Source organism: Bacillus cereus group sp. BfR-BA-01524 (assembly GCF_022662595.1).
GTDB classification, from domain to species: Bacteria; Bacillota; Bacilli; order Bacillales; family Bacillaceae_G; genus Bacillus_A; species Bacillus_A thuringiensis_S.
This window is the reverse complement of the sequence record NZ_JAKUDW010000003.1, coordinates 102,621-123,548: the sequence shown is the minus strand read 5'-3', so window position 1 is coordinate 123,548 and position 20,928 is coordinate 102,621. Positions and strand designations below refer to the sequence as shown.

Sequence of the window (20,928 nt, the reverse complement as noted above, 5' to 3'; positions counted from 1 at the left end):
ATAATAAAGACTCGAAATAGGTGCCCGCCAATCATATACTAAAAACTCATCACTTTCTTTATCATAAAAAGAGCCGATACCAATATACATTTCATCGGTATCCGCTTCAGCATCTTCTTTAAAATCAATCCGCCCAAAATACGGCGTTTCTTTTATTTTCGTTAAAAGGTTATATTCATTTTTCGTATGACGATGTGTATGTTCTCTTTCAGCAAGAACTTCTGCCTCTTGCCTAATACTCGCCGCCGTTTCAACCGCTTCTTTAATATTATCTATATTTACTTTTACATCTTCCCAAAAGTTTTTTCTAATACTAACAATTTCAGACTTCACCGATCCAACTCGGACATCAAGCTCTTTCAGTTCTTCATCTACTTTTTCAATGACTACATTGACACGTTGTTGCTCTTCTTTATAATGACTCATATAATCTCCCCTTCTCATACTATTTGAAAGCCTTATATGATACGTAACCCTTTACTTTTGAAAAATGCCACAGGCAACAATTTCCCATGACTTTTGAAACTCTTCGTTGATCCTCTCTTCTTTCCATCTCTCAGAAAAAGCAGGGTGATAAAACGATGCAAGTAACCCAAATAACGTATGTGCTAAAAATAAACTATCCTGTTTTTTAATCTCATTGCGTTCTATCCCGCGATTTATCACTTTCTCCAGTTGTCCAACTAATCTTTCTTCATGCTTTTGAATCACCTTATTCTTTTGCTGCACTAACGAACTATTCAATGTAAATAACTCTTCGTTTTCAAGTAACTCTTTCTTTTTAAGCTGAAATAAACAAACGAACCACTCTTGTAAAATGATTTCTGTATCTCCATCTTTTCCCGCAATTTTCTCAAGCTGATCCGAGTACTTAAGCAGCCACCTTTCTAAAATAGCATCGCGTAGCGTGGCCTTACTCCGAAAGTAAGAATATAAAGCCGCATGACTAACATCAAGTGACTTCGCAATACTAACAAGTGTCGTCCTACTCCATCCATATTTCATTAACTCTTTTTCCGCTGCATCTAAAACAACATTTTTCGTTAACGCCTTATCTGTCATTTTTCTCACCGTCCATTTTATTTACATAATAATATTATTTAAATAACAACTTACATTTTTTATTATTTGTAAGTTGAGTGCAAAAAAATACTATTTCAATTAGGTTATAAGATTAACATATCCTTTTTCAACTTACAATATTTTTATTTTGTAAGTTGAAAGGGAATAGAAGAATTGCCTTATATAAGACAATTCTTCCTAGTTAATTAAAAGTTACACAATAAATGATTCATTACTTCGTTAAGCACTGTATCTAGATTTGATACCTCTTTTGCCGAACGCCATCCGATAAAGCCATCTGGTCTAATTAATACAGCACCTCCATTCTCTATACCATATAATTTGCTAAAAATATCTTCTTGAACAATAAAGTCTCCACTTAAGCCAACACGATACCCTTTTATATTTATTCCTAATTTAGCTGAAACAGTATGTGCTGCTTCAGCCCAAGAACTATTTTCTACTCCTGTAAGTAATACAAAACTGTTACCGAATAAGTCTAATATAGAAACTTTCTTCCCTGCATACGTTCCCCATACATGTGGCGCTCGCGTTCCAGATCTGCCGTTCAACTCTACACTATCCATTCTATGCGGAGTGACTGAATCATCTATAATCGCCTCTGAACAATACTGATATCCAACTGTAACAGCTAAACCATCCATATTATTCAAACTGCCTTCCTCTCTATTCGCAGCACGAAACAGTAAACTACTTGCATAAGCTGTCGTTAATTTTGCAACAGAGTGTCTCTCTTCATGATATGTTTCTAACAATTTTGGTTTTGCCTTCCCTTTTATAACAGCCGCTAATTTCCAAGCTAAGTTATGCGCATCTTGTATTCCTGTATTTGAACCAAATCCGCCTGTTGGCGGCATAATATGTGCTGAATCTCCAACTAGAAAGACTCGATTTCCTTGAAATTTCATTGCTGTACTTTCGGCCGCTTCCCACGGTAAAACACTTAATATTTCTAACTCAACATTTGTACTTCCAATTGCTATTTCAATAATTTGTTTACAACGTTCTATAGTGAAATCCTCTGGTCCCTCTCCCTTTAATGGATCGTAGGCTACATGGTAAATCCATTTTTTCACGTTATCTACTGGGATCAGTGCACCAAGAACCTCTGGATGAAGTACCATAGAAAAACCGAATGCGTCTCCTTGTATAAACTCACTTAAATCTGCTTCAAAATAAATATTCATATAATAGCCACCAATGGTTCCACGCCCCTCAGTTTTAATCCCTAACTGCTCACGTATTTTACTTTTCGCTCCATCTGCTGCAATTACATAGTCACAATGTATGACACTTTCTTTTTCTGTTTCACGATTTCGAATCGTTGCTTTTACCCCGTTTTCATTTTGTTCAAATGAAACTAATTCATGATAAAAAGATAGTTGCCCGCCTAATGTTTTCGCTTCTTGTAACATCATCTCTTCTAAAATAATTTGATAACAAGCAGTTTGTTTTGATGGACTAATCTTTTCTATTTTTTGAAGTAACTCTTCATCGTTTCCGTATTGCGTCGCTCTCATTTGTTCCAATTCTTCTTTATTCGCCTCAGCTATTGTATGAACTGCTATTCTTCCTCGGCAGTTCTCTAATGCTTTACCTGCCAATTTAATTCTTTTTTCCAAGCCTAATTCTCGAAATAACTCCATTGTACGTAAAGTAAGACCGCCTGCTTTCGGATGAATGGCAGTAGACGGATGCCTTTCAATAAGTAAGTACTCAATGTTATGTTTTGCAAGAAATAACGCAGACGCTAACCCAGATAATCCCCCTCCAACAATTAAAACTGGTACATAATTCGATTTCATATATTTACCCTCCACATCATTGTTCTGAGCTCAGTGACATAAATATAATCAAAAAAAACATTAAAATATAGACTTATATTTCATTTTGAATTATCATATAGATAGATTACGCCCCAAAATTCCTTTTACCTTTTCATACATCTATAATCCACCTGAATTGTGTCTGTATTAAAGTGTAAAACAAAAGAACGTACTTTACGTTGAACCATGTTCTATCGTAAAAATCAAAAATAATACAAACATTATAAGCGGTCGTAACCTTATGGATTATACAAGGTTACGACCGCTTATTTTATTGTTACATCATTTTTTGTTTTTAAAACTTCATCTATTGTGTTATGTAATCCTTCCAATGCCTTTTCTATCTCCCTATAATTTTCAACAATAAAAAATTCATTCGTCTCGATTTTCTTTCTCAATATTGCACCTCATACAACAATCATGTAGCATTACCGTATCGAAATAATGGTTCATCATCTTAAACCTTTCGACTAATTATCTGGAGGCAAAGTGATTGAAATGAATAAACAAGAACAATTAAATATTATAAAAAAAAATTTTATTGATTCTCAAAAAGTATTATTGGCAATTGGTGATGAAACGCGTCAAGCTATTTTATTAGTACTAATGGAAACGGAATGTCAAACAGGATTACGTGTAGGAGAAATCACGAAGCAAACACACCTTTCCCGTCCAGCAGTATCACATCACCTTAAGATTTTACGAGAAGCTGGCATTATTTTAATGAGAAAAGAAGGTACAAAGAATTTTTATTATATTGATATACGCACAAAATTAGGTTTATTAAAAAATCTTGTATTAGATATTGAGAAGCTATTGCAAAACTTTTATTAAAACTTGGAGGTATAAGAAATGAAAGCAATGATAATTGATAGATATGGAAAAGTCCCAATGCATATGGCAGAGGTACCTACTCCTGAAATAAATGAGTATGAAGTGCTCGCAGAAATTCATGCAGCTAGCATTAACCCAATTGATTTTAAAATACGCGATGGAAAAGTAAAAATGTTGCTTAAATATGAAATGCCCCTAATCCTTGGTAATGACTTTGCCGGTGTCATCACGAAGGTTGGATCAAAAGTAACTCATTTTAAAGTTGGTGATGAAATATATGCTCGTCCAAGAAAAAATAAGATTGGTACTTTCGCGGAGTATATAGCCATTCATGAAGATGATATAGCTTTAAAACCGAAAAATTTAAGTTTTGAGGAAGCTGCTTCGATTCCACTCGTTGGCTTAACATCATATCAAGCATTACATGACATTATGCAATTACAAAAAGGACAAAAGATTTTAATTCACGCTGGATCCGGTGGTGTTGGTACTTTCGCTATTCAGTTAGCAAAAATAATGGGTGCCATTGTTACAACGACTGCTAGTGAAGCTGGTGCGAATTTAGTAACGTCTCTTGGCGCAGATGAAATTATTAATTACAAAACAGAGAAATTTGAAGATATACTAAAAAATTATGATGCGGTATTTGATACAATTGGCAGTGCAACACTTGAAAAATCATTCAATATTATAAAAAGCGGAGGAAACATTGTTTCCGTTTCAGGCATGCCGAATGCTCGCTTCGCTAAAGAATTTGGTTCAGGATTCTTTAAAACTCTCTTATTTTCATTAGCCAGCAAAAAACTTACTGCACTTGAAAAAAAGCATAATGCTCAATATTCATTTTTATTTATGAAGCCAAGCGGGGATCAATTACGTACTATTGCAAACTATATTGAAGCTGGACAAATCAAACCTGTAATCGATCGAGTTTTCCCTTTTGAAGATGCGCAAAAAGCAATGGAATATTCAGAGTCTGGAAGAGCAAAAGGCAAAATAATTGTAAAAATTAAATAATAATAAAACCTCCATTTTAAAAAATGGAGGTTTTAAATTTGCTGTTAAATAGACATAGTACAATGAAGTCCTTACAATAGATTGCAAGGGGAAATATTATATTATACTTTTAGTTAACTTTACAAAGAATATATACGTACAAATACATAATTTAAAATACAAAAAGGAGGAGATACAATGACTAAAAATAATGAAACAGGTTGGAATTTAGATAATAGTTATACGACTTTACCACAATCATTTTATACAGAAATCCCCCCTACTCCCGTAAGTTCACCGGAGTTAGTTAAACTAAACCATTCATTAGCGATATCTCTTGGCTTGACCCCTGAAGAACTGAAAAAGGAAGCTGAAATTGCCATTTTCGCTGGTAATGGACTCCCAGAAGGAGCTCATCCATTAGCTCAAGCATATGCTGGTCATCAATTCGGACATTTTAATATGTTAGGCGACGGTCGTGCTCTTTTAATTGGCGAACAAATTACTCCTTCAGGTGAACGTTTCGATATTCAACTGAAAGGTTCTGGCCCTACTCCCTATTCACGCCGAGGAGATGGCCGTGCTGCACTCGGTCCGATGCTACGTGAATATATTATTAGTGAAGCTATGTATGCACTTGATATTCCGACTACTCGTAGTTTAGCAGTTGTCACAACAGGCGAGCCAACCTATCGTGAAACAAAGTTACCTGGAGCAATTTTAACTAGAGTAGCTAGTAGCCATATTCGCGTCGGTACATTTCAATATGCTGCAGCTCGTGGTTCAATAGAGGACCTGAAATCACTAGCTGACTATACGATAAAAAGGCATTACCCAGAAATTGAATCTCATGAAAACCGATATACTGCATTACTACAAGAAGTCATTAAAAGACAAGCCAGTCTTATCGCAAAATGGCAACTTGTTGGATTTATTCACGGCGTAATGAACACTGACAATATAACGATCAGTGGCGAAACGATTGATTACGGTCCTTGTGCATTTATGGACAATTACGACCAAGGAACCGTATTTAGCTCTATTGACACACAAGGTCGTTATGCATATGGAAATCAACCATATATGGCCGCATGGGATCTCGCACGACTAGCAGAATCTTTAATACCGATTCTGCACGAAGATGAAGAAGCAGCACTAAAAATCGCTCAAGACGAAATTTCGAAATTTAGCGTACAGTATGAAAACAATTGGTTCCTTGGAATGAAAAAGAAATTAGGACTATTTAGCAACGAAGAACAAGATCAATCACTTATTGAGCAACTTTTAAAAATGATGGAGAAATATAAAGCGGATTATACAAATACATTCCGTTCATTAACTCTTGATGCTATCGAAAATACAGCTCTATTTGAAAGTCCTGAATTTAAAGATTGGTACAAACTGTGGCAATCTCGATTAGAAAGACAAGAACAATCAAAAGAAAACGCCTACGAGATGATGAAAAATAATAACCCATCAATCATCCCGAGGAACCACCGTGTAGAAGAAGCACTAGAAGCAGCTGTTACAAATGACGACTATAGCGTAATGGAGCAACTTCTTGAAGCTTTATCAAACCCTTATGCGTATTCTACAGATCAAGAAGAATACCGCATTCCGCCTGCACCGACGAATCGCCCTTATCGTACTTTTTGTGGCACTTGATTGTTTAATATGTAAAAAGGTGCGTTCATATAAATTGTGTGAACGCACCCTTTTTATATCCCCCCACTCAACTAAAACTTTAAAATGCACATCCCCCGATGCCATTTCTTTAATCCAAAATAAATTCTACACTATTCCAATAGAATTACTCGTAAGCTTGTTAAACAAATATTGAGAAATATAAAACATCATTTCTAAATATTTTTATTTTTGATACTATATTTTATAAGAATATTCAAAAAGCGAGGGGATTTCATGAACGTTCAACTACAAGGTAATGAACAAATTACAAAATTATTTAATGACTGGTATTTAACTATGTTAAAACAAGATGTGTCCCAAGCGACAAACTTAAAGCATGAAATTGAGGAAAAGGAACTAAACTTTGAAGAAGATGAAAACTTAGCATTATATCATTCCTTACTAGAGTTTCGACATAAAGTTTTGACAGATAGTTTAAGTATTTCAAAAGATAGCTTTGATAAAATAGATTCTTACGTAATCTCATCCAATCATCCACTGTCTTACTACTATCATTTCTTTAAAGGCATTTATGCAACTTTAACCACAGACTATAACTTAGCTAGCGAACATTATGAACAGGCTAAGTTATTATTAGTAAATAACACTGATAATCTAGAGCATGCTGAATTTTATTATCGAATGGCGATTTTCCATTATCACTTTTACCAACCAATTGAATCTATTGAATATGCAACTAAGGCTAAAGAGATTTTCGATAAACAAACTGGCTTTGAAGTTAAAGTTGGATTATGTAAAAATACATTAGGTGCCTCATTTGTATATTTAAAACAATATGAACAAGCGGAAGAGCAATATAATTCAGCAATACACCTTTTACAAAAATCTGATGAAAAAGAATTAATTTTAAGTGTACGTAATAATTTGGGTTGGTTGTATGCCAGTCAAAACCTCTCCACACTCGCAATCCGTCACCTATCAGAAGTGACCGAAAAGAAACCAACACATTTCAAGGCTCTCTTCTTGCAAGCAAGAGAACACTCTAAACTAGATGAAACAAGTATCGCTGAAGGATTAATCCAAAAAGGGTTAAAAATTTGTACGGAATTAAATAATGAAGAATATATATATCATTTTAAAATTCTAAACGAACTAAATAATAATGTTGGTTCTGAAGAATTAGAAACAATTATCCTTAAAGGAATTACGTTTTTCGACAAAGAATTATTATATAACTACACTCAAGAATACTCAGAAAAATTAGCCGTTAAATTTTATAGTGAAAATAACCACATTAAGGCAAGTGAATATTTTCATAAAGCGTTACAAGCAAAAGAAAAAACGTTTGAGAAAGGGGCATTGAAATGATTAAAAAAATTAGCTCTGTTTTTTTAGGACTATCTGTTTTCGGTATTTTGGCTACTGGTATTCATAGTTCATTTACATACCAAGCGGGTCATGCTGATCTTCCTGCACCACAAAGACCTGACCTTGTTCAATCCGTTGACGTAAGTAAAGACTACAACTCAACAACAACTGAAAAAGCACTTTAAAAAACGGAAGACCTTCAATTAAGAAGGTCTTTTTAAATACGCTTATTTAGAATATTTTCCTTTCATGTAGACTTTATTTTCTCATCAACTCCGCAATCCTCTTACTCCCCTCACTACCAACTTTCTCAAGTTTCCCCACAACTAAATTTCGTCTCTCTACAGAATGATTTTGACTTAACTTCGCTTTTCCTTCTATTTTATTTATCTTTATTTTGAATCCAACTATTCCCTTACTTAATCCTCCCATATAATTTGGATCTACATCATTAAGTGAGTAGGTGCTCTCTGGATCTTCATATTTATTTACTAAATCTTGAAGAGAATCTACTAATGTCTTCTCATCTTCAACAATTTCTAATTCACCATATACATGCACTGCAACGTAATTCCATGTTGGTACTGCATTGTTTGTTTCATACCATGACGGAGAGATATAACTATGTGGTCCTTGAAATATAGCTAGTACTTGCTGAGTCCCAATATCTTTCCACTGTTCATTCGGTCGTGCGAAGTGACCATGTAAAGTAAGAGTTTCCCTATTTAGCAACAACGGCAAGTGCGTTGCATATGGTTCTCCGTTATGTTGAGAAAATAATGTCGCAAAGCTATTTTGTTCCATTATTTCGTACTTCATCTCTTCATCTTGTATTGCAAAGTATTTTGGTATGTACATAAGCTCCCTCTTTTCCGCTCTTTTCTATTTTGTTTCCTATTATATTTAGTAACCGCATCAATCAACAGGGCCAGTTTGTATTTGTTTTATAATGGCAGCTTTCTATTTCAAAACAATAGGCAGCATGTATTCCATGCTGCTTTAGTTTATTTTTTCTAATATATTTGTAATAAATACGGTCTTACCCTCAATATAACTAGATCGATTTTTCGACTCTCTTGCTAACTCTTCCTTCAAGTTTCCATACTCATTAGCTACTTCAGTATGTTCACGAAGGTAATCTCGAAACACTATATGCCTTCTCAACTCTTCACTATTTTTATCACACACATATAAATGATGTTCCATCCAAACTGTATTTCCCTCGTTCCATGGAACGAACGTATCCTTTCTTCCAAACGCCTCTCTTCCTTTAAAGCTCCATTCTAACTGATGATAGTACCCTATCTTCTCAAGTTTTTTTACTACCTCATGAAAAATTTCGTACTCTTCTATTACAATATCGATATCTAGTATTGGTTTTGATACAAGCCCTTTAACAGATGTACTCCCAACATGTTCAATAGATACAATGCTGTCTTCCATTACATTGTTAATAAGAGTGTATATTTTATTAAATTCACTTTCCCATTTGACATTATATTCTTCGATAGCAATTCTCTGCTTCAACGTACCCCTCTTCTCAAAACAAATTATAACCGTTGAATATGAGTATCCTTAAAATCCGTCTCATATTTCAATCCATATCCAAACATTCGATCCATTCCAATATGTGCTGTCCATATTAAGCCAATCATTATAACGATATCCATCTTAAAATAGACACCTATTAGAACAATTAATATGGATATGATATATGTGTGACATACATTATATATTTTCGCACCAACGTGATTATTAATCCCATATGCTAACATTGATAGATCCGGCGCTAAAAGGAATACAAAAAATATAATCCAACTAAACTCATATATCGAATACATATAAATCGTGGCTATAAATACAACCATTCCTTCAAAATGTACAATACGTTTTTGCATTATTTATCATTCCTATTTTTCTATATTTATTGATACATTTTCATCGCTGAAAGTATTCTTTTTATTTTTTGACCAGATGGTTGCTAATATTGGCCCTGCAATGTTATGCCATACTGCCGCTAATACACTTGGGAGTGCAGCAGCAGGTCCAAAATGCGCTGTCGCCAGTGCAACACCTAAGCCAGAATTTTGCATTCCTACTTCTATTGAAATAGCCCTTCTTGTCCCTTCGTCTAGTCCAAGTACGAACGCAGTTATATATCCGAGCAAAAAACCGAAAGCATTATGGAGCATCACCGCAATAAAGATAAGAAGTCCTGAAGAAGTAATGCTACTTACATTCGCTGAAACAACTGCAGAAACAATTATGATAATTGCTACAACTGATATTAAAGGAATAACAGTCATTCCTTTATTAACGATATGAGGGAAAAACTTTTTCACTACTAGTCCTAAAATAATAGGCACAATAATGACTTGTACGATAGAAAGAAACATGGACATAGCATTTACTGGCATCCATTGCCCCGCAAGTAATAGTAGAATGAGCGGTGTAGCAATTGGTGCTAGTAACGTTGATACTGAAGTCATTGCAATAGACAACGCTAAGTTCCCTTTTGCTAAATAAACCATAACATTTGATGCAGTGCCACCCGGTACTGAACCGAGCAACACTAATCCAGCTGCTAATTCCGCTGGCAGGTCCATAACGTAGGCTAGTACGTATGCGACAAGTGGCATAATAATAAACTGAGCACATACACCGATAATAACTGGCAATGGTTTTGTAGCGATGATTTTGAAATCAACAGCCTTCAATGTTAATCCCATCCCAAACATTACAATCCCAAGTAAAATCGTTATGTAACTAGTTAACCCGAGAAATGGCGTGGGAGTGAAATATGCAATAGCTGCCATACAAATAACCCAAAATGCAAAATACTTTCCAGCTATATTACTTATCGCTTCTAGTACTTTCATCCACTCAGCCCCTATCTTTTAATTGAAACACCTTATTCGGATTCAAAATATTTTGCGGATCAAGAGCTTTCTTTATTTTCTCCATTACAAATAATGCCGCCCCATGTTCTTCTTCTTGATACTTTCGTTTTCCGATTCCAACGCCATGTTCTCCTGTACACGTTCCTCCTCGTTTAAGAGCATACAAAACGATACTTTCGTTTATTTCGTCTGCCTTCTTCACTTCCTCTTTATCATTTGCGTCAATCATTAAGAGTACATGGAAATTCCCATCCCCAACATGACCGAGAATACCACCAATAAGGCCTACTTTATCTAATACCTCTTTCGCATGTTGAATTGCGCCAGCTAATTCCGAAATTGGCACACATACGTCTGTACTCATTAGCTTTTTACCAGGATAACTATGCACGTAAGAGTACGCTAAGTTATGTCTTGCATCCCACAGTTTATTTCTCGCTGCTGTTTCCGTCTCAAATGCAATTTCTATACATTTATGATCAAGAACGATTTCTTTCGTAAATTCAATATCTTGCTTTAACCCTGCTTCATTGCCGTGAAACTCTAAAAACAGTGTCGGTTCTTCTCTGTAACTTGTTTCATTGTAATGATTTACTTGTTTCATAGATAATTCATCAACGAGTTCAATTCTCGCGATTGGAATACCTGCTTGTAATATGTTAATTACAGCTTCTACTGCATCATTTATAGTTGGAAACGATGCCCTCGCAGCCATAACATGTTCTGGTATACCGTATACTTTTAAAGTTAACTCCGTGAAACATCCAAGTGTTCCTTCTGATCCTACGAAAATACCATTTAAATGATAACCTGATGATGACTTCGCCGCTAAATTCCCGGTATGTATTACTTCTCCATCAGCAAGAACGACTTCTAAATCTCGCACTTGATCACGCATTACACCATACTTTACCGCTGTCGTTCCGCTCGCATTTGTAGCAGCCATTCCTCCTAACGTTGCATCAGCTCCTGGGTCTACACTAAAAAATAATCCATACTTTTTCAATTCTTTATTAAGCTGAGAGCGCGTCACCCCTGGCTGTACTCTCACAAGAAAATCCTTTTCTCTTATTTCAAGTATTTTATTCATAAGAGAAAAGTCCATTGTAATTCCTTTTTCGTAAGGAATTACATGTCCCTCTAAACTGGACCCTACTCCAAATGGAACGACAGCTGTCCCATGCTGACTCGCTATTTTCATTATCGAGCTAACTTCTTCGGTCGTTTTTGGAAAAACAACTACATCAGGTAAACTACTAACATGGTAAGATTCATCTTTACTATGTAACTCTCTTACTGTCATATTTATTACTACTCGATCTTCAGGAAGTATGCCTTTTAATTCATTTACTACATGTTCAATTGTTATTTCCATAATCAACTCTCCTTTTTAATTTTAAAACAAGTATACCATCTTTATATAAAATAATTAGAAAAATGAGATTATTTAAATCTGAACATACAAAAAAGAACCTGCAGCACACGCTACAAGTTCTTTTTTTACTACATTTTAAACGATTTTTTTATTAACAACATAAACCAAATTAAAGTAACTGCCATCAACGAATGAGAAAACCCTACAATATAAGTTAACCCTTTAAAGTCAGCTCCATTTAACTGAAGAAGCCCTCTCGCTGCTAGCGAACCTAACATTAATGTTAATGCAATGTTATGTAAAACAAACCACTTATTAAACCCTTGCACTTCATGAAACGCGAATACTTTTGCTAATCCTAAAGCAATTAAAAAGAAGAAAAATCCAAGTACAAGTGTATGTGTATGCAAAAGATTTAATAAAGTAGATCCTAAAATCCCTTTATACTTACCATACTCCCTGGCGAAAATCCCTGATAATAAACCGATAATCAAATACGTAAACGATGCATTATATAATTTCTTCATTATGTACCTCCTTGAGTAGAATGTGTAGTGTGTCATATTTAGTAATAATGATAGTTATATAGTAAAAACTCCTAGTCACCTAGGAGTCATTGTATAAGCATCTCACTCTTTACAATCAATCCTAATTATAAAATATCTCTCTATACAAAACAAACGAACTTTATGTGAACAAACACCCCTATTAAAATATGTTGCACTTTTGTTTTACACAATCCATACTAATTGTTATAACTTTTTAAAGGTGGTGTAATAATTGATAGTTCTTAAAACTGAACGTCTTAATCTTCGTTGGTTTGATATAAAAGACGCTCCTTTTATTCTTGATTTAGTAAACGATCCTGCATGGATTCAGTTTATCGGTGACAAAGGAGTTAGAAACTTAGAAGATGCAAAAAATTATATTGTAAACGGTCCTATCGATATGTATAACAAACTCGGATTTGGCCTTTACTTAGTAGAACGCAAAGAAGATCTCACTCCACTTGGTATGTGTGGCCTTATTAAAAGAGATTCATTAGAAGACGTTGATATCGGATTTGCCTTTTTAGAAACATTCCGTTCAAAAGGATATGGCTACGAGTCAGCTTCTGCGATAATCGAATACGGTGTACAAAAGCTCGGCATGAAACGAATTGTAGCAATTACTTCTATAGATAACATCGCCTCAGGAAAGCTTTTAGAAAAAGTAGGATTACGATTTGAGAAAATCATTTCAGATTCAGGAGAAGATTTAAAATTATTTGGATATAACGCATAGTAAAGAAGGTCGCCGTGAATGGTGACCTTCTTTACTATTTTACTGATCTCGTAATAATACTTTTAGTTACAGTATATTTTGCAGTAATTCTTGTGATTACCACTATTCCTTTCATATCATATTTTTGGAAATTCATAGAAATAAAACTTTCACTTCCAAATAAATTATATTAATATATTAAATAAAGGAAGTGAGAATAAATGGAACAACCGCTATTTTATTAGTTCTTCAATTCATTGCATTTGTATTAATCATTTGTATCGTATATGGGATCTTGTACAATACCGTATTAAATTTAAATATGCCTAAATGGACTGCACATATAGTAGCTACGGTATTTACACTTGGTATCGCCTATCAAGTTTTTATAAATTTTATTTGAAAAAAATTTTTAGCAATTACTTCTATTGTTGATGCAGTAAAGCTTTTAGAAAAGCAGAATTGCAATTTAAGAGGATTATTTCAAAATCAGGAAACGTAGCCATTTTTTATAAAGTCTGTCCTGCGCAAAATAGTAAAGAAGTTAGTTCCGCTGAAAATGTGTTTGCATAACAAGAAATAAATTTAATTGATCCTGCAAAAATTTTATTTTAATTCTAGTTCTATTGTTTGAAATCGTTCTAGGGTACCATTTGTGTGGACTTTAAAATTTTTCATTTGCGTACCAAAATGTTGCGTTAAGTAAAATGTATCACCAGTTATTAAATTTCCAATCTTCCAATGAGGTTGATATGTACTTTCCATGGAACTTTCTAAATCCCTAATCATTACTAAATTGATATATATAATGATGATGAACTATTCAACATTTTCGTTAAAGATAGTCTCTAACTACCTAATGAACTCAAGTATACGCATCTTCAGTCATTTTAAGAGATACAAAAGGCACCCTTTCGGGTGCTTTTTGTATAAAAATCCCATTTTATATTCGATACCAACCACGAACCTTTTTAGAATAATAGTATCATTATGTCTCCTTTTTAGAGATTATTTTTAATTACCTTGAATTTTTTGCACCAGAACCGGAAAATCCCTGACTACTCGAAATATCAACTATCAGGTGCTAATATTCAATAACGCGTACCGAAAATGATTAAACATTATTATAAATCAGCGTAACGTTTAGGAAGTCGATTTTTCTCTTATCGAAATTTAATTAGCTTACAGTAATACAATAGTCATATATTTTTAAGAATAACGGAAGAATATATAGAAATCGCTACAGAAATGTGAAGTTTAATTAATTTAGGAGGAACAAACTTGTTTAATCAGATTGTGAAAGTTATACCAAATTTATTTACGATTGGAAATTTATTGTGTGGTGTTTTCTCAATCACCTTAAATATGAGTGAATATTTGGGATTAGCCTCTATTTTCATTTTCTTTTCAGCTGTTTTAGATTTTCTTGATGGAAGAATTGCGAGAAAATTAAAAGTGAATAGTGAGTTTGGTGTAGAATTGGATTCCTTAGCTGATATTGTTAGTTTCGGCGTCGCTCCTGCGCTTTTATTTCATACGATAGCAACACCTTCTATTTTAACTTCTTTGGCATTTATCCTTTTCCCAACAATGGGTGCTTTAAGATTAGCTAAATTTAGTATTAAACCAACTATTGGATATTTTAAGGGATTACCTATTCCAGCTGCAGGATTATCATTGGCTGGTATGGGATTGTTTTCATATAGCAATACATGGATTACATTAACCCTTGCTCTCTTAATGGTAAGTCCCATTAGGTTTAAAAAATTTTAATTGAAGTCCATTAAGAGAGCATTTCAAATGAATTTAACGTTTCAATAAGTATAAAAAAGCGGGACAATAATATTAAATTAAGTGCCATTCGTAAGAATTTAAACCTTGTATTTATGACTATTGGATTAATCCATCGATATGTTGTTGTAGAACGTCAATATACTTTTAACAGGAGCTCCCTTAATCAAGAGAGCCCCTGTGCTTATTTCTTCTTCTTTTCTGTCGGTTGGCTTTGTTTAGCGAAATTAGATGAATCATCAAATTTCGGTTTCTTTTTACCAGCATTATTACTTCTACCTTTTCCCATATGTAATGTACCGCCTCCCACCCTCACTATTCGCAATAAAAAATTCTCTTGTATCCAAGAATTTTTTTTATTGGGTTCTTATTGATAATGCCTAAGTCTTCTAACACTGCCATTCCGTAAAAGATGGATCCACTGTAAAATTCTTTAATGCTGAAACATATATTACATTTTCATATCTAACCGGATAATCAATTAATAATCCTAATGTATTTCCTGAAGCTACAATAATTATGATTTCCTTGTCTAACACTTCATCTATAACTTCTTTTAATTATTCTTACCTATCATTTTCCTACACATTGAGATTGCATATTGTATAAGGAAGCCCTTCTTCTTTCCATGCAAGAAATCCTCCCTTTAAATTCACTACTTCCTTTATACTAGCTCTTTGTAAAATACTAGCTGCTATAAGGGAACGCAATCCGGTTCGACATTGCAAAACTATTGAACAATTTTTCGGTATATAATCTAATTGTTCAAATAGATTGCCTAAAGTGATATATTGCATCATGAAGGTTTCCTTCCTCCCACTCTGCTGTACTACGCACATCGATAACCTTAACACTTCCACTTTTTATATACGGATATAATTCAATCGATGTTTTTTCTTTGTAACTTTCAAATCTATTAAGTTTCTGTATTACTTTTTAGGGTGCAAAAGCAATAATATTATCTAACCCAATAGATTCAAATTCTCTAATAACTGCCTCCACTTTAACCTTTTCCTCGTCTAAAATTATTAAAGTTTCTGTTTTATAATCTAATAACCATCCACATCAAGTTGTGAAAGAATTTTTATAAGGTATGTTTATTGACTTCTCAATATGACCTGCCGCAAAACTCGATACATCTCTTATATCAACTATTTGGTGAACGCTGCTCGAAATTTCTTGAAGTTCTTCTACTGTATTAATAGCAGTTCTCTTTCTTTTCTTGCGAATTTTGGGACCATACTTATTTAAATTCTTCATTTTATGTATATAATGCGATAAAATTGTGAAATTTTATCGCATTATGCAAGACATTTAATATCAAATATATTACTTTTACTATGAACTAAATGTGTTTATAGGAAATGTATAGATAAATAAAGTGCTAAATTGACTCTTATGCAGTAATTATTGTTTAATTTATCTAAAAATTGAAAAAATATGTGTAGATAGATATTATTTAAAATACATATATAATTAATTTAAATTTTCCGACACATTTTTTCACATAGTTCTTAAACTAGTTTTTTGCGTAGATTATGAAAAAATTGTACCGTGTCAATCTTAAAAAATTATATATCATAACTTTAAGAGAGGAAGGAAAACTATGAAGATGAAACGAAAAATCATTATGACAACAGCACTTGCAGCTACGTTAGCTACAGGTGCACTACCTACTACCTCAGTGTTTGCTGCAGAAAAGGAGGCTCCCATTCAACCAAAAGAGGCACAATTAAGTATTCAACCTTTTGCACAAAACAATTTGGAAACAGCCGTTCAAGCTGCCTTAAATGGTCCAGAAGTCAAAAAAATCAAAGTATTTGAACATGAATTTAATGTAAAAGAAATAGAAGTAGTAAATCTAGGTGCAGGAAAAAAATATGTTAAGGGGCAAATCTCTCATCATTTAAGTTTTCGTCCAGATGATCAATTTTATTATGAGTTTACAGTACAAGATGGAAAGGTACTAGATAAACCTGTATTTAATATTGATAGAGGTGGTTGGACACCATTTGCTGCTCCACTTTTATCAATTCTTGCTGCGTATAATGGAATTCCAGTTAATCCAAATGATTTAAATGCACTTGGTCAGCAGATTGGTAAAGTTATAGATGGAAGCTGGGAACATGCAGCCCAATCAATTGCAACTGTAGTTAGTCTAAGTTTTAATGAGTAGAATTTTTCAATTTTTATTAGCAGTATAGAGATCCGCTTTTTGTAATCAGCCTTGTTATAAGAGATTCTAAAACAGCTATTAATAAATTTTCACCACTCAATCACATTATCTTGATTTGTTTACCACCTTATCATTCATTATATGTCACAAAATAGAAGTCTTTTTTAGGACTTCTGTTTTGTTTGTATTTAATGCGATAAACAGTTGTTTTTTGGAGGCTATACTTCGAGTTTTCAAGAATCCGTTTGACTATTAGGGACAATTTATAATAAAAAATTATTAAAGTCTCAAATAACTTACTCCCCCTATTGTTAATTATTTTTCAATACAAAAATTTATTATCTTAAGAATGAAAAACAATAAATATAGTAGAAAATCATCTAACAATTGTTTAAAGGTCAGGAGAGAAAAAATGAACAAAATAAAAATGAGAAATTTCTTTAAAATTAGCATCCTTACTTGTATTACACTAGCAAGTTTAAGTACACCATCTACTATTTTAGCTGATAGTCATCCAGGTTACTCCTATGAATCCAATATAGGGTATCAAAATCCATCGTGGATGTCGAAAATAGAAGATTCAACAAAAATAAGTGAAATATCTATTCCAGGGACTCACGGTACGATGGCTTTACATGGAGCGAGTTTTCTTGATGAAAATTTGACAAGAAATCAAACTATGAGTTTATCCCAACAATTAAATTCCGGAATTCGATATGTAGATATGCGTGTTAAACGTGTAAAAGATTCTTTTACAATGTATCATGGCGTTGTAAATCAAAAAGCTGTGTTTGAAGATGTATTAAAAGAGACCATTCAATTTTTAAAAGATCATCCAACAGAAACAATATTAATGCGCTTAAAAGAAGAAACTACTCCTGAAAGTGGATCTCTATCATTTGAGGAGATATTTTTAAAATATAAAAACGTTAATGCTTCATATTTTTGGGATCCTAATTCCGTACCAACTTCAGATAAAAATAACCCTACTTTAGGAGATACCCGCGGAAAAATTGTAATCTTACAAAACTTTACATCCGCTCAATTGTACGGGATTGATTACGAAGGTTTGAATATACAAGATAAATTTGAAATTGGAAGCGGACCAGACGAAATATATACAAAATGGATTGCGATAAAAAACCATCTACAAAATACAAATATTAATTTTAATAATGGAAAAATTTATCTCAACCATTTTAGTGGTACGGGAGGCGCAGCCGCATTTTTAAATAATGTATATCCTTGGTTTGTTGCAAGCGGAAAAGAGAGTAGGAATACTGACAGTAGTCCTAAATTGATTCAAACGAATTCCACTAATGCGTGGAGTGATTTCCCTCGTGATAGAAACGGACAAGTATACTATGGGGGGATGAATACACTTGGGACCGAACTCTTACAACAAGGCGCAATTAAACATTCTGGTATCATCGCGGCTGATTTTCCCGGTCCAGGTTTAATTGATAGTATCATTAAATTAAATGGTATACATTCAAATGAAAAAGAAATATTAATTTCACAAATATCATCTGAATCTAGTCCTTTATCAGGGCAACAAAATCGATCCAGCCAAAACTTTAAAATTGATAGTTTACCTGTAGGTACCAAAGAATTAAAATGGGTTATTGAGCCTTCAGAAAAAGATTATCCTTATACTATTTCTTTCAATGTAATGATTGATGTTTCCCTAGGAATAGATTCTACTCGTTGGAAAAATATTTCACATGAATCTAGGACTGAAGCTTACACAAATACTAAATATTATATTGCAAGTCCAATTGGTGCCACTAGCAAATTCACAGTGAAAATATACGCTATTACAAATTAGAAAAAAGAATCCCATTGGGATTCTTTTTTGATTTCATTTCGTAAATATTAGGATGGCGATTAAATTTTCACTTTATTAACATATCATTTAATCCATTAGATAATTATATTTGGAACGGCCCTTAATTTTTAAAGAGAAATCCAAAATTGTTAGCTACCTTTTTCAGCTTATCATTTACTCAAAACTGGCTTCCAAAGCGATAAGGCAAAAATCCAATTTGAGTCGCCATTTCCTTGATGATCTTGAACCGCTTCATACACTTTTCCCTCATGTACTACCCTATCACCTTTAGTATATACTTTTCTTGCATCCCATTTTTCATATGTGGAATCCTCTAACTTAGTAGTTACATTCAAAACATCACTTCTACTAGATTCATTTCCAGCTAAATCAACCGCTGTCACTACATATTTATACGATGTATTAGCCTTCAAACCTTTATCTATAAAGGATGTATTAGCTGATGTCCCAATTTTATTCATAACCCCAGCGCTTTCTCTATATACAATATAATGGTCAACATCTACATTATCTTCTGACGGACTCCACATCAAATCAACAGTTGTCGCTGTTGTACCCATACTATGTAATCCTTTTGGTTGAGTCGGAGCCTCTTTATCTGGGATTGCATGTGTTGTCTTAACCTTTAGTTTTTCACTTTCTTTTGATATGTTTCCAGCAGAGTCTAATGCCTTTATTGTATAGGTATATTCCGTATCTGCTTTTAACTTTTTATCAATAAAAGTTGTACCTGGTACCGTATCAATTACTTCTCCATTACGTAACACTTGATATTCTTTTACACCTATATTATCAGTAGAAGCCTTCCATGTTATTTCAACACTATTGGCAGAAACTTTAGAGGCATTTAATTCAGTTGGTTGACTTGGAGCTACTGTATCAGATGTTTCATTATTTACTAAATTTACATCAATTACATTATAAAAGGCATTTGACGTATCTGCTACATCCCATACAGCTAAAATAACATGATAACCATTACGATCAGTTGGTACATTAATTGTATGTGTTAAATTATTTGATGCGGCCGAACCATCATGTTTTACAGTTCCAATTGGTTCTAATTCAGCACGTGTTAATGGTTTATTAGGATCCCATCCTTTTTTTGTAATGTAATAATGCCATTTACTTGTAGAATGTGCTGCTGTATATTTCCATGTAAATGTATTTTCTCCACCCTTAATTGTGTTTTTGAACCAACGATTTGTTGTTTGTTGGTCAAGAGTTCCTCCAAATAATCCTCCTGCCGAAGCAATTTTACCATCAATCGGTCCACCATCTGGAAACCCTTTAGGTGCTTCTAGACTTTGAGGTTCATACATTACATTTCCACAATTTAAATTTAATGCCCCATAATTCTGACTACATAAAGCAGCACGACTACTCGGTTTTTCAACAAACCCATGTGCATACGCACTTTGAGGAATCATTGTAATTGCCGTCATCCCTGCAGCCAGAACACAAGCGCCAATTCCTTTTTTACTTTTTCTTAATCTTTCCAATTTAGATGTTAATTTCAAATTCATTCTTGTCCCCCCAATATATTGTTCTCGCTAATATAATAGCAATATAGGGATAAACGAACAAATCACCAATTAATATATTAATATCTCTCATAAATTGGTACATTTATTATTATTTTTAATCTCCTATAAAAATAAAGTAAATACAATTACGCTATTTTGTAACATTATGTATTTAAAGAAGACTAAAAACTCCGTTTAATTTCACAAAAAATTCAAATATTAAAACAGATAATTAAATCATGTAGGAAAAATAAATTTTTTATATTACAAAAAAGCAAAAAAAGTCTGGAAGAA

Annotated in this window: 20 protein-coding genes and 3 pseudogenes; 10 read left to right on the top strand and 13 right to left on the bottom strand. The window is 33.4% G+C overall.

Translation table 11 applies throughout. The features are described 5' to 3' along the window. From MR170_RS02115 to MR170_RS32205, 4 genes and pseudogenes are all read right to left on the bottom strand, one after another. Positions 1-426, bottom strand: a pseudogene (locus MR170_RS02115) (RNA polymerase recycling motor HelD); the annotation flags it as partial. A 51-nt stretch (positions 427-477) separates the two neighbouring features. Beyond that, positions 478-1,062, bottom strand: a complete 585-nt coding sequence (locus MR170_RS02110; protein WP_242306995.1) for a TetR/AcrR family transcriptional regulator — start codon at positions 1,060-1,062, stop codon at positions 478-480. A gap of 206 nt (positions 1,063-1,268) precedes the next feature. Beyond that, entirely contained in the window at positions 1,269-2,888 is a 1,620-nt protein-coding gene (locus tag MR170_RS02105; protein ID WP_242306993.1) for an FAD-dependent oxidoreductase, read from the bottom strand. Between the two features lie 287 nt (positions 2,889-3,175). After that, on the bottom strand, positions 3,176-3,307 hold the full coding sequence (locus MR170_RS32205; protein ID WP_029442929.1) for a hypothetical protein: 132 nt from the start codon (positions 3,305-3,307) through the stop codon (positions 3,176-3,178). A 91-nt stretch (positions 3,308-3,398) separates the two neighbouring features. Between MR170_RS32205 and MR170_RS02100 the strand changes: the two genes are divergently transcribed. From MR170_RS02100 to MR170_RS02080, 5 genes are all read left to right on the top strand, one after another. Continuing rightward, on the top strand, positions 3,399-3,743 hold the full coding sequence (locus MR170_RS02100; RefSeq protein ID WP_017763468.1) for an ArsR/SmtB family transcription factor: 345 nt from the start codon (positions 3,399-3,401) through the stop codon (positions 3,741-3,743). Positions 3,744-3,761: 18 nt separating this feature from the next. Then, entirely contained in the window at positions 3,762-4,760 is a 999-nt protein-coding gene (locus MR170_RS02095; RefSeq protein WP_242306991.1) for an NADP-dependent oxidoreductase, read from the top strand. A gap of 177 nt (positions 4,761-4,937) precedes the next feature. Further along, a complete protein-coding gene (locus MR170_RS02090) occupies positions 4,938-6,404 on the top strand; it encodes a protein adenylyltransferase SelO (RefSeq protein ID WP_242306982.1) in 1,467 nt (488 codons plus the stop codon). Between the two features lie 255 nt (positions 6,405-6,659). Continuing rightward, positions 6,660-7,754 carry a response regulator aspartate phosphatase gene (locus MR170_RS02085; RefSeq protein WP_029442932.1) on the top strand — a complete coding sequence of 365 codons (1,095 nt, stop codon included), beginning with the start codon at positions 6,660-6,662 and terminating at the stop codon, positions 7,752-7,754. After that, positions 7,751-7,939, top strand: a complete 189-nt coding sequence (locus MR170_RS02080; RefSeq protein ID WP_000592016.1) for a Phr family secreted Rap phosphatase inhibitor — start codon at positions 7,751-7,753, stop codon at positions 7,937-7,939. The genes MR170_RS02085 and MR170_RS02080 overlap by 4 nt, the downstream gene beginning before the upstream one ends. Before the next feature lie 73 nt (positions 7,940-8,012). Here MR170_RS02080 and MR170_RS02075 read toward each other — a convergent pair whose 3' ends face one another. From MR170_RS02075 to MR170_RS02050, 6 genes are all read right to left on the bottom strand, one after another. Further along, complete coding sequence (locus tag MR170_RS02075) at positions 8,013-8,612, bottom strand: FMN-binding negative transcriptional regulator (protein WP_242306980.1); 600 nt, start codon at positions 8,610-8,612, stop codon at positions 8,013-8,015. A 141-nt stretch (positions 8,613-8,753) separates the two neighbouring features. Next, positions 8,754-9,281, bottom strand: a complete 528-nt coding sequence (locus MR170_RS02070) for a GrpB family protein (RefSeq protein WP_029442933.1) — start codon at positions 9,279-9,281, stop codon at positions 8,754-8,756. A gap of 23 nt (positions 9,282-9,304) precedes the next feature. Beyond that, on the bottom strand, positions 9,305-9,652 hold the full coding sequence (locus MR170_RS02065; protein ID WP_029442934.1) for a DUF4260 domain-containing protein: 348 nt from the start codon (positions 9,650-9,652) through the stop codon (positions 9,305-9,307). A gap of 12 nt (positions 9,653-9,664) precedes the next feature. Continuing rightward, complete coding sequence (locus MR170_RS02060) at positions 9,665-10,633, bottom strand: bile acid:sodium symporter family protein (RefSeq protein ID WP_050844386.1); 969 nt, start codon at positions 10,631-10,633, stop codon at positions 9,665-9,667. 4 nt (positions 10,634-10,637) lie between these two features. After that, positions 10,638-12,029 (bottom strand): FAD-binding oxidoreductase, encoded by a 1,392-nt coding sequence (locus MR170_RS02055; RefSeq protein ID WP_029442936.1) that lies wholly within the window; start codon positions 12,027-12,029, stop codon positions 10,638-10,640. A 128-nt stretch (positions 12,030-12,157) separates the two neighbouring features. Next, positions 12,158-12,556, bottom strand: coding sequence for a DUF2871 family protein (locus tag MR170_RS02050; RefSeq protein WP_000737896.1), 399 nt, complete (start codon positions 12,554-12,556; stop codon positions 12,158-12,160). Positions 12,557-12,809: 253 nt separating this feature from the next. Between MR170_RS02050 and MR170_RS02045 the strand changes: the two genes are divergently transcribed. Beyond that, positions 12,810-13,313 carry a GNAT family N-acetyltransferase gene (locus MR170_RS02045; protein ID WP_029442937.1) on the top strand — a complete coding sequence of 168 codons (504 nt, stop codon included), beginning with the start codon at positions 12,810-12,812 and terminating at the stop codon, positions 13,311-13,313. Positions 13,314-13,513: 200 nt separating this feature from the next. Continuing rightward, positions 13,514-13,695 (top strand): annotated as a pseudogene (locus tag MR170_RS32430) (hypothetical protein). A gap of 203 nt (positions 13,696-13,898) precedes the next feature. On the opposite strand, the gene MR170_RS32425 reads toward MR170_RS32430, so the two are convergent. Continuing rightward, positions 13,899-14,081, bottom strand: coding sequence for a DUF5065 domain-containing protein (locus MR170_RS32425; protein WP_346749461.1), 183 nt, complete (start codon positions 14,079-14,081; stop codon positions 13,899-13,901). 492 nt (positions 14,082-14,573) lie between these two features. Between MR170_RS32425 and pssA the strand changes: the two genes are divergently transcribed. Continuing rightward, the gene (gene pssA, locus MR170_RS02035) at positions 14,574-15,065 is read left to right on the top strand and encodes a CDP-diacylglycerol--serine O-phosphatidyltransferase (RefSeq protein ID WP_016080752.1); all 492 of its coding nucleotides are present in this window, start codon (positions 14,574-14,576) and stop codon (positions 15,063-15,065) included. Positions 15,066-15,664: 599 nt separating this feature from the next. Here pssA and MR170_RS02030 read toward each other — a convergent pair. After that, positions 15,665-16,355, bottom strand: a pseudogene (locus MR170_RS02030) (rhodanese-like domain-containing protein); the annotation flags it as partial. Positions 16,356-16,689: 334 nt separating this feature from the next. Here MR170_RS02030 and MR170_RS02025 point away from each other — a divergent pair. Further along, on the top strand, positions 16,690-17,259 hold the full coding sequence (locus tag MR170_RS02025; protein ID WP_000782792.1) for a hypothetical protein: 570 nt from the start codon (positions 16,690-16,692) through the stop codon (positions 17,257-17,259). A gap of 412 nt (positions 17,260-17,671) precedes the next feature. Continuing rightward, positions 17,672-19,087, top strand: a complete 1,416-nt coding sequence (locus MR170_RS02020) for a phosphatidylinositol-specific phospholipase C (RefSeq protein WP_242306978.1) — start codon at positions 17,672-17,674, stop codon at positions 19,085-19,087. A 170-nt stretch (positions 19,088-19,257) separates the two neighbouring features. On the opposite strand, the gene MR170_RS02015 is transcribed toward MR170_RS02020, so the two are convergent. Beyond that, positions 19,258-20,634 (bottom strand): lytic polysaccharide monooxygenase, encoded by a 1,377-nt coding sequence (locus tag MR170_RS02015; RefSeq protein WP_242306976.1) that lies wholly within the window; start codon positions 20,632-20,634, stop codon positions 19,258-19,260. Positions 20,635-20,928 lie beyond the last annotated feature (294 nt).

Bases quoted from the DNA above. Each gene is read 5' to 3' on its own strand.
- MR170_RS02095 (WP_242306991.1), top strand. From the start codon at position 3,762: ATGAAAGCAATGATAATTGATAGATATGGAAAAGTCCCAATGCATATG.
- MR170_RS02020 (WP_242306978.1), top strand. From the start codon at position 17,672: ATGAACAAAATAAAAATGAGAAATTTCTTTAAAATTAGCATCCTTACT.
- MR170_RS32425 (WP_346749461.1), bottom strand. From the start codon at position 14,081: ATGATTAGGGATTTAGAAAGTTCCATGGAAAGTACATATCAACCTCAT.
- MR170_RS02080 (WP_000592016.1), top strand. From the start codon at position 7,751: ATGATTAAAAAAATTAGCTCTGTTTTTTTAGGACTATCTGTTTTCGGT.
- MR170_RS02085 (WP_029442932.1), top strand. From the start codon at position 6,660: ATGAACGTTCAACTACAAGGTAATGAACAAATTACAAAATTATTTAAT.
- MR170_RS02110 (WP_242306995.1), bottom strand. From the start codon at position 1,062: ATGACAGATAAGGCGTTAACGAAAAATGTTGTTTTAGATGCAGCGGAA.
- MR170_RS02025 (WP_000782792.1), top strand. From the start codon at position 16,690: ATGAAGATGAAACGAAAAATCATTATGACAACAGCACTTGCAGCTACG.
- MR170_RS02075 (WP_242306980.1), bottom strand. From the start codon at position 8,612: ATGTACATACCAAAATACTTTGCAATACAAGATGAAGAGATGAAGTAC.
- MR170_RS02090 (WP_242306982.1), top strand. From the start codon at position 4,938: ATGACTAAAAATAATGAAACAGGTTGGAATTTAGATAATAGTTATACG.
- MR170_RS02065 (WP_029442934.1), bottom strand. From the start codon at position 9,652: ATGCAAAAACGTATTGTACATTTTGAAGGAATGGTTGTATTTATAGCC.
- MR170_RS02060 (WP_050844386.1), bottom strand. From the start codon at position 10,633: ATGAAAGTACTAGAAGCGATAAGTAATATAGCTGGAAAGTATTTTGCA.
- MR170_RS02050 (WP_000737896.1), bottom strand. From the start codon at position 12,556: ATGAAGAAATTATATAATGCATCGTTTACGTATTTGATTATCGGTTTA.
- MR170_RS02105 (WP_242306993.1), bottom strand. From the start codon at position 2,888: ATGAAATCGAATTATGTACCAGTTTTAATTGTTGGAGGGGGATTATCT.
- MR170_RS02015 (WP_242306976.1), bottom strand. From the start codon at position 20,634: ATGAATTTGAAATTAACATCTAAATTGGAAAGATTAAGAAAAAGTAAA.
- MR170_RS02055 (WP_029442936.1), bottom strand. From the start codon at position 12,029: ATGGAAATAACAATTGAACATGTAGTAAATGAATTAAAAGGCATACTT.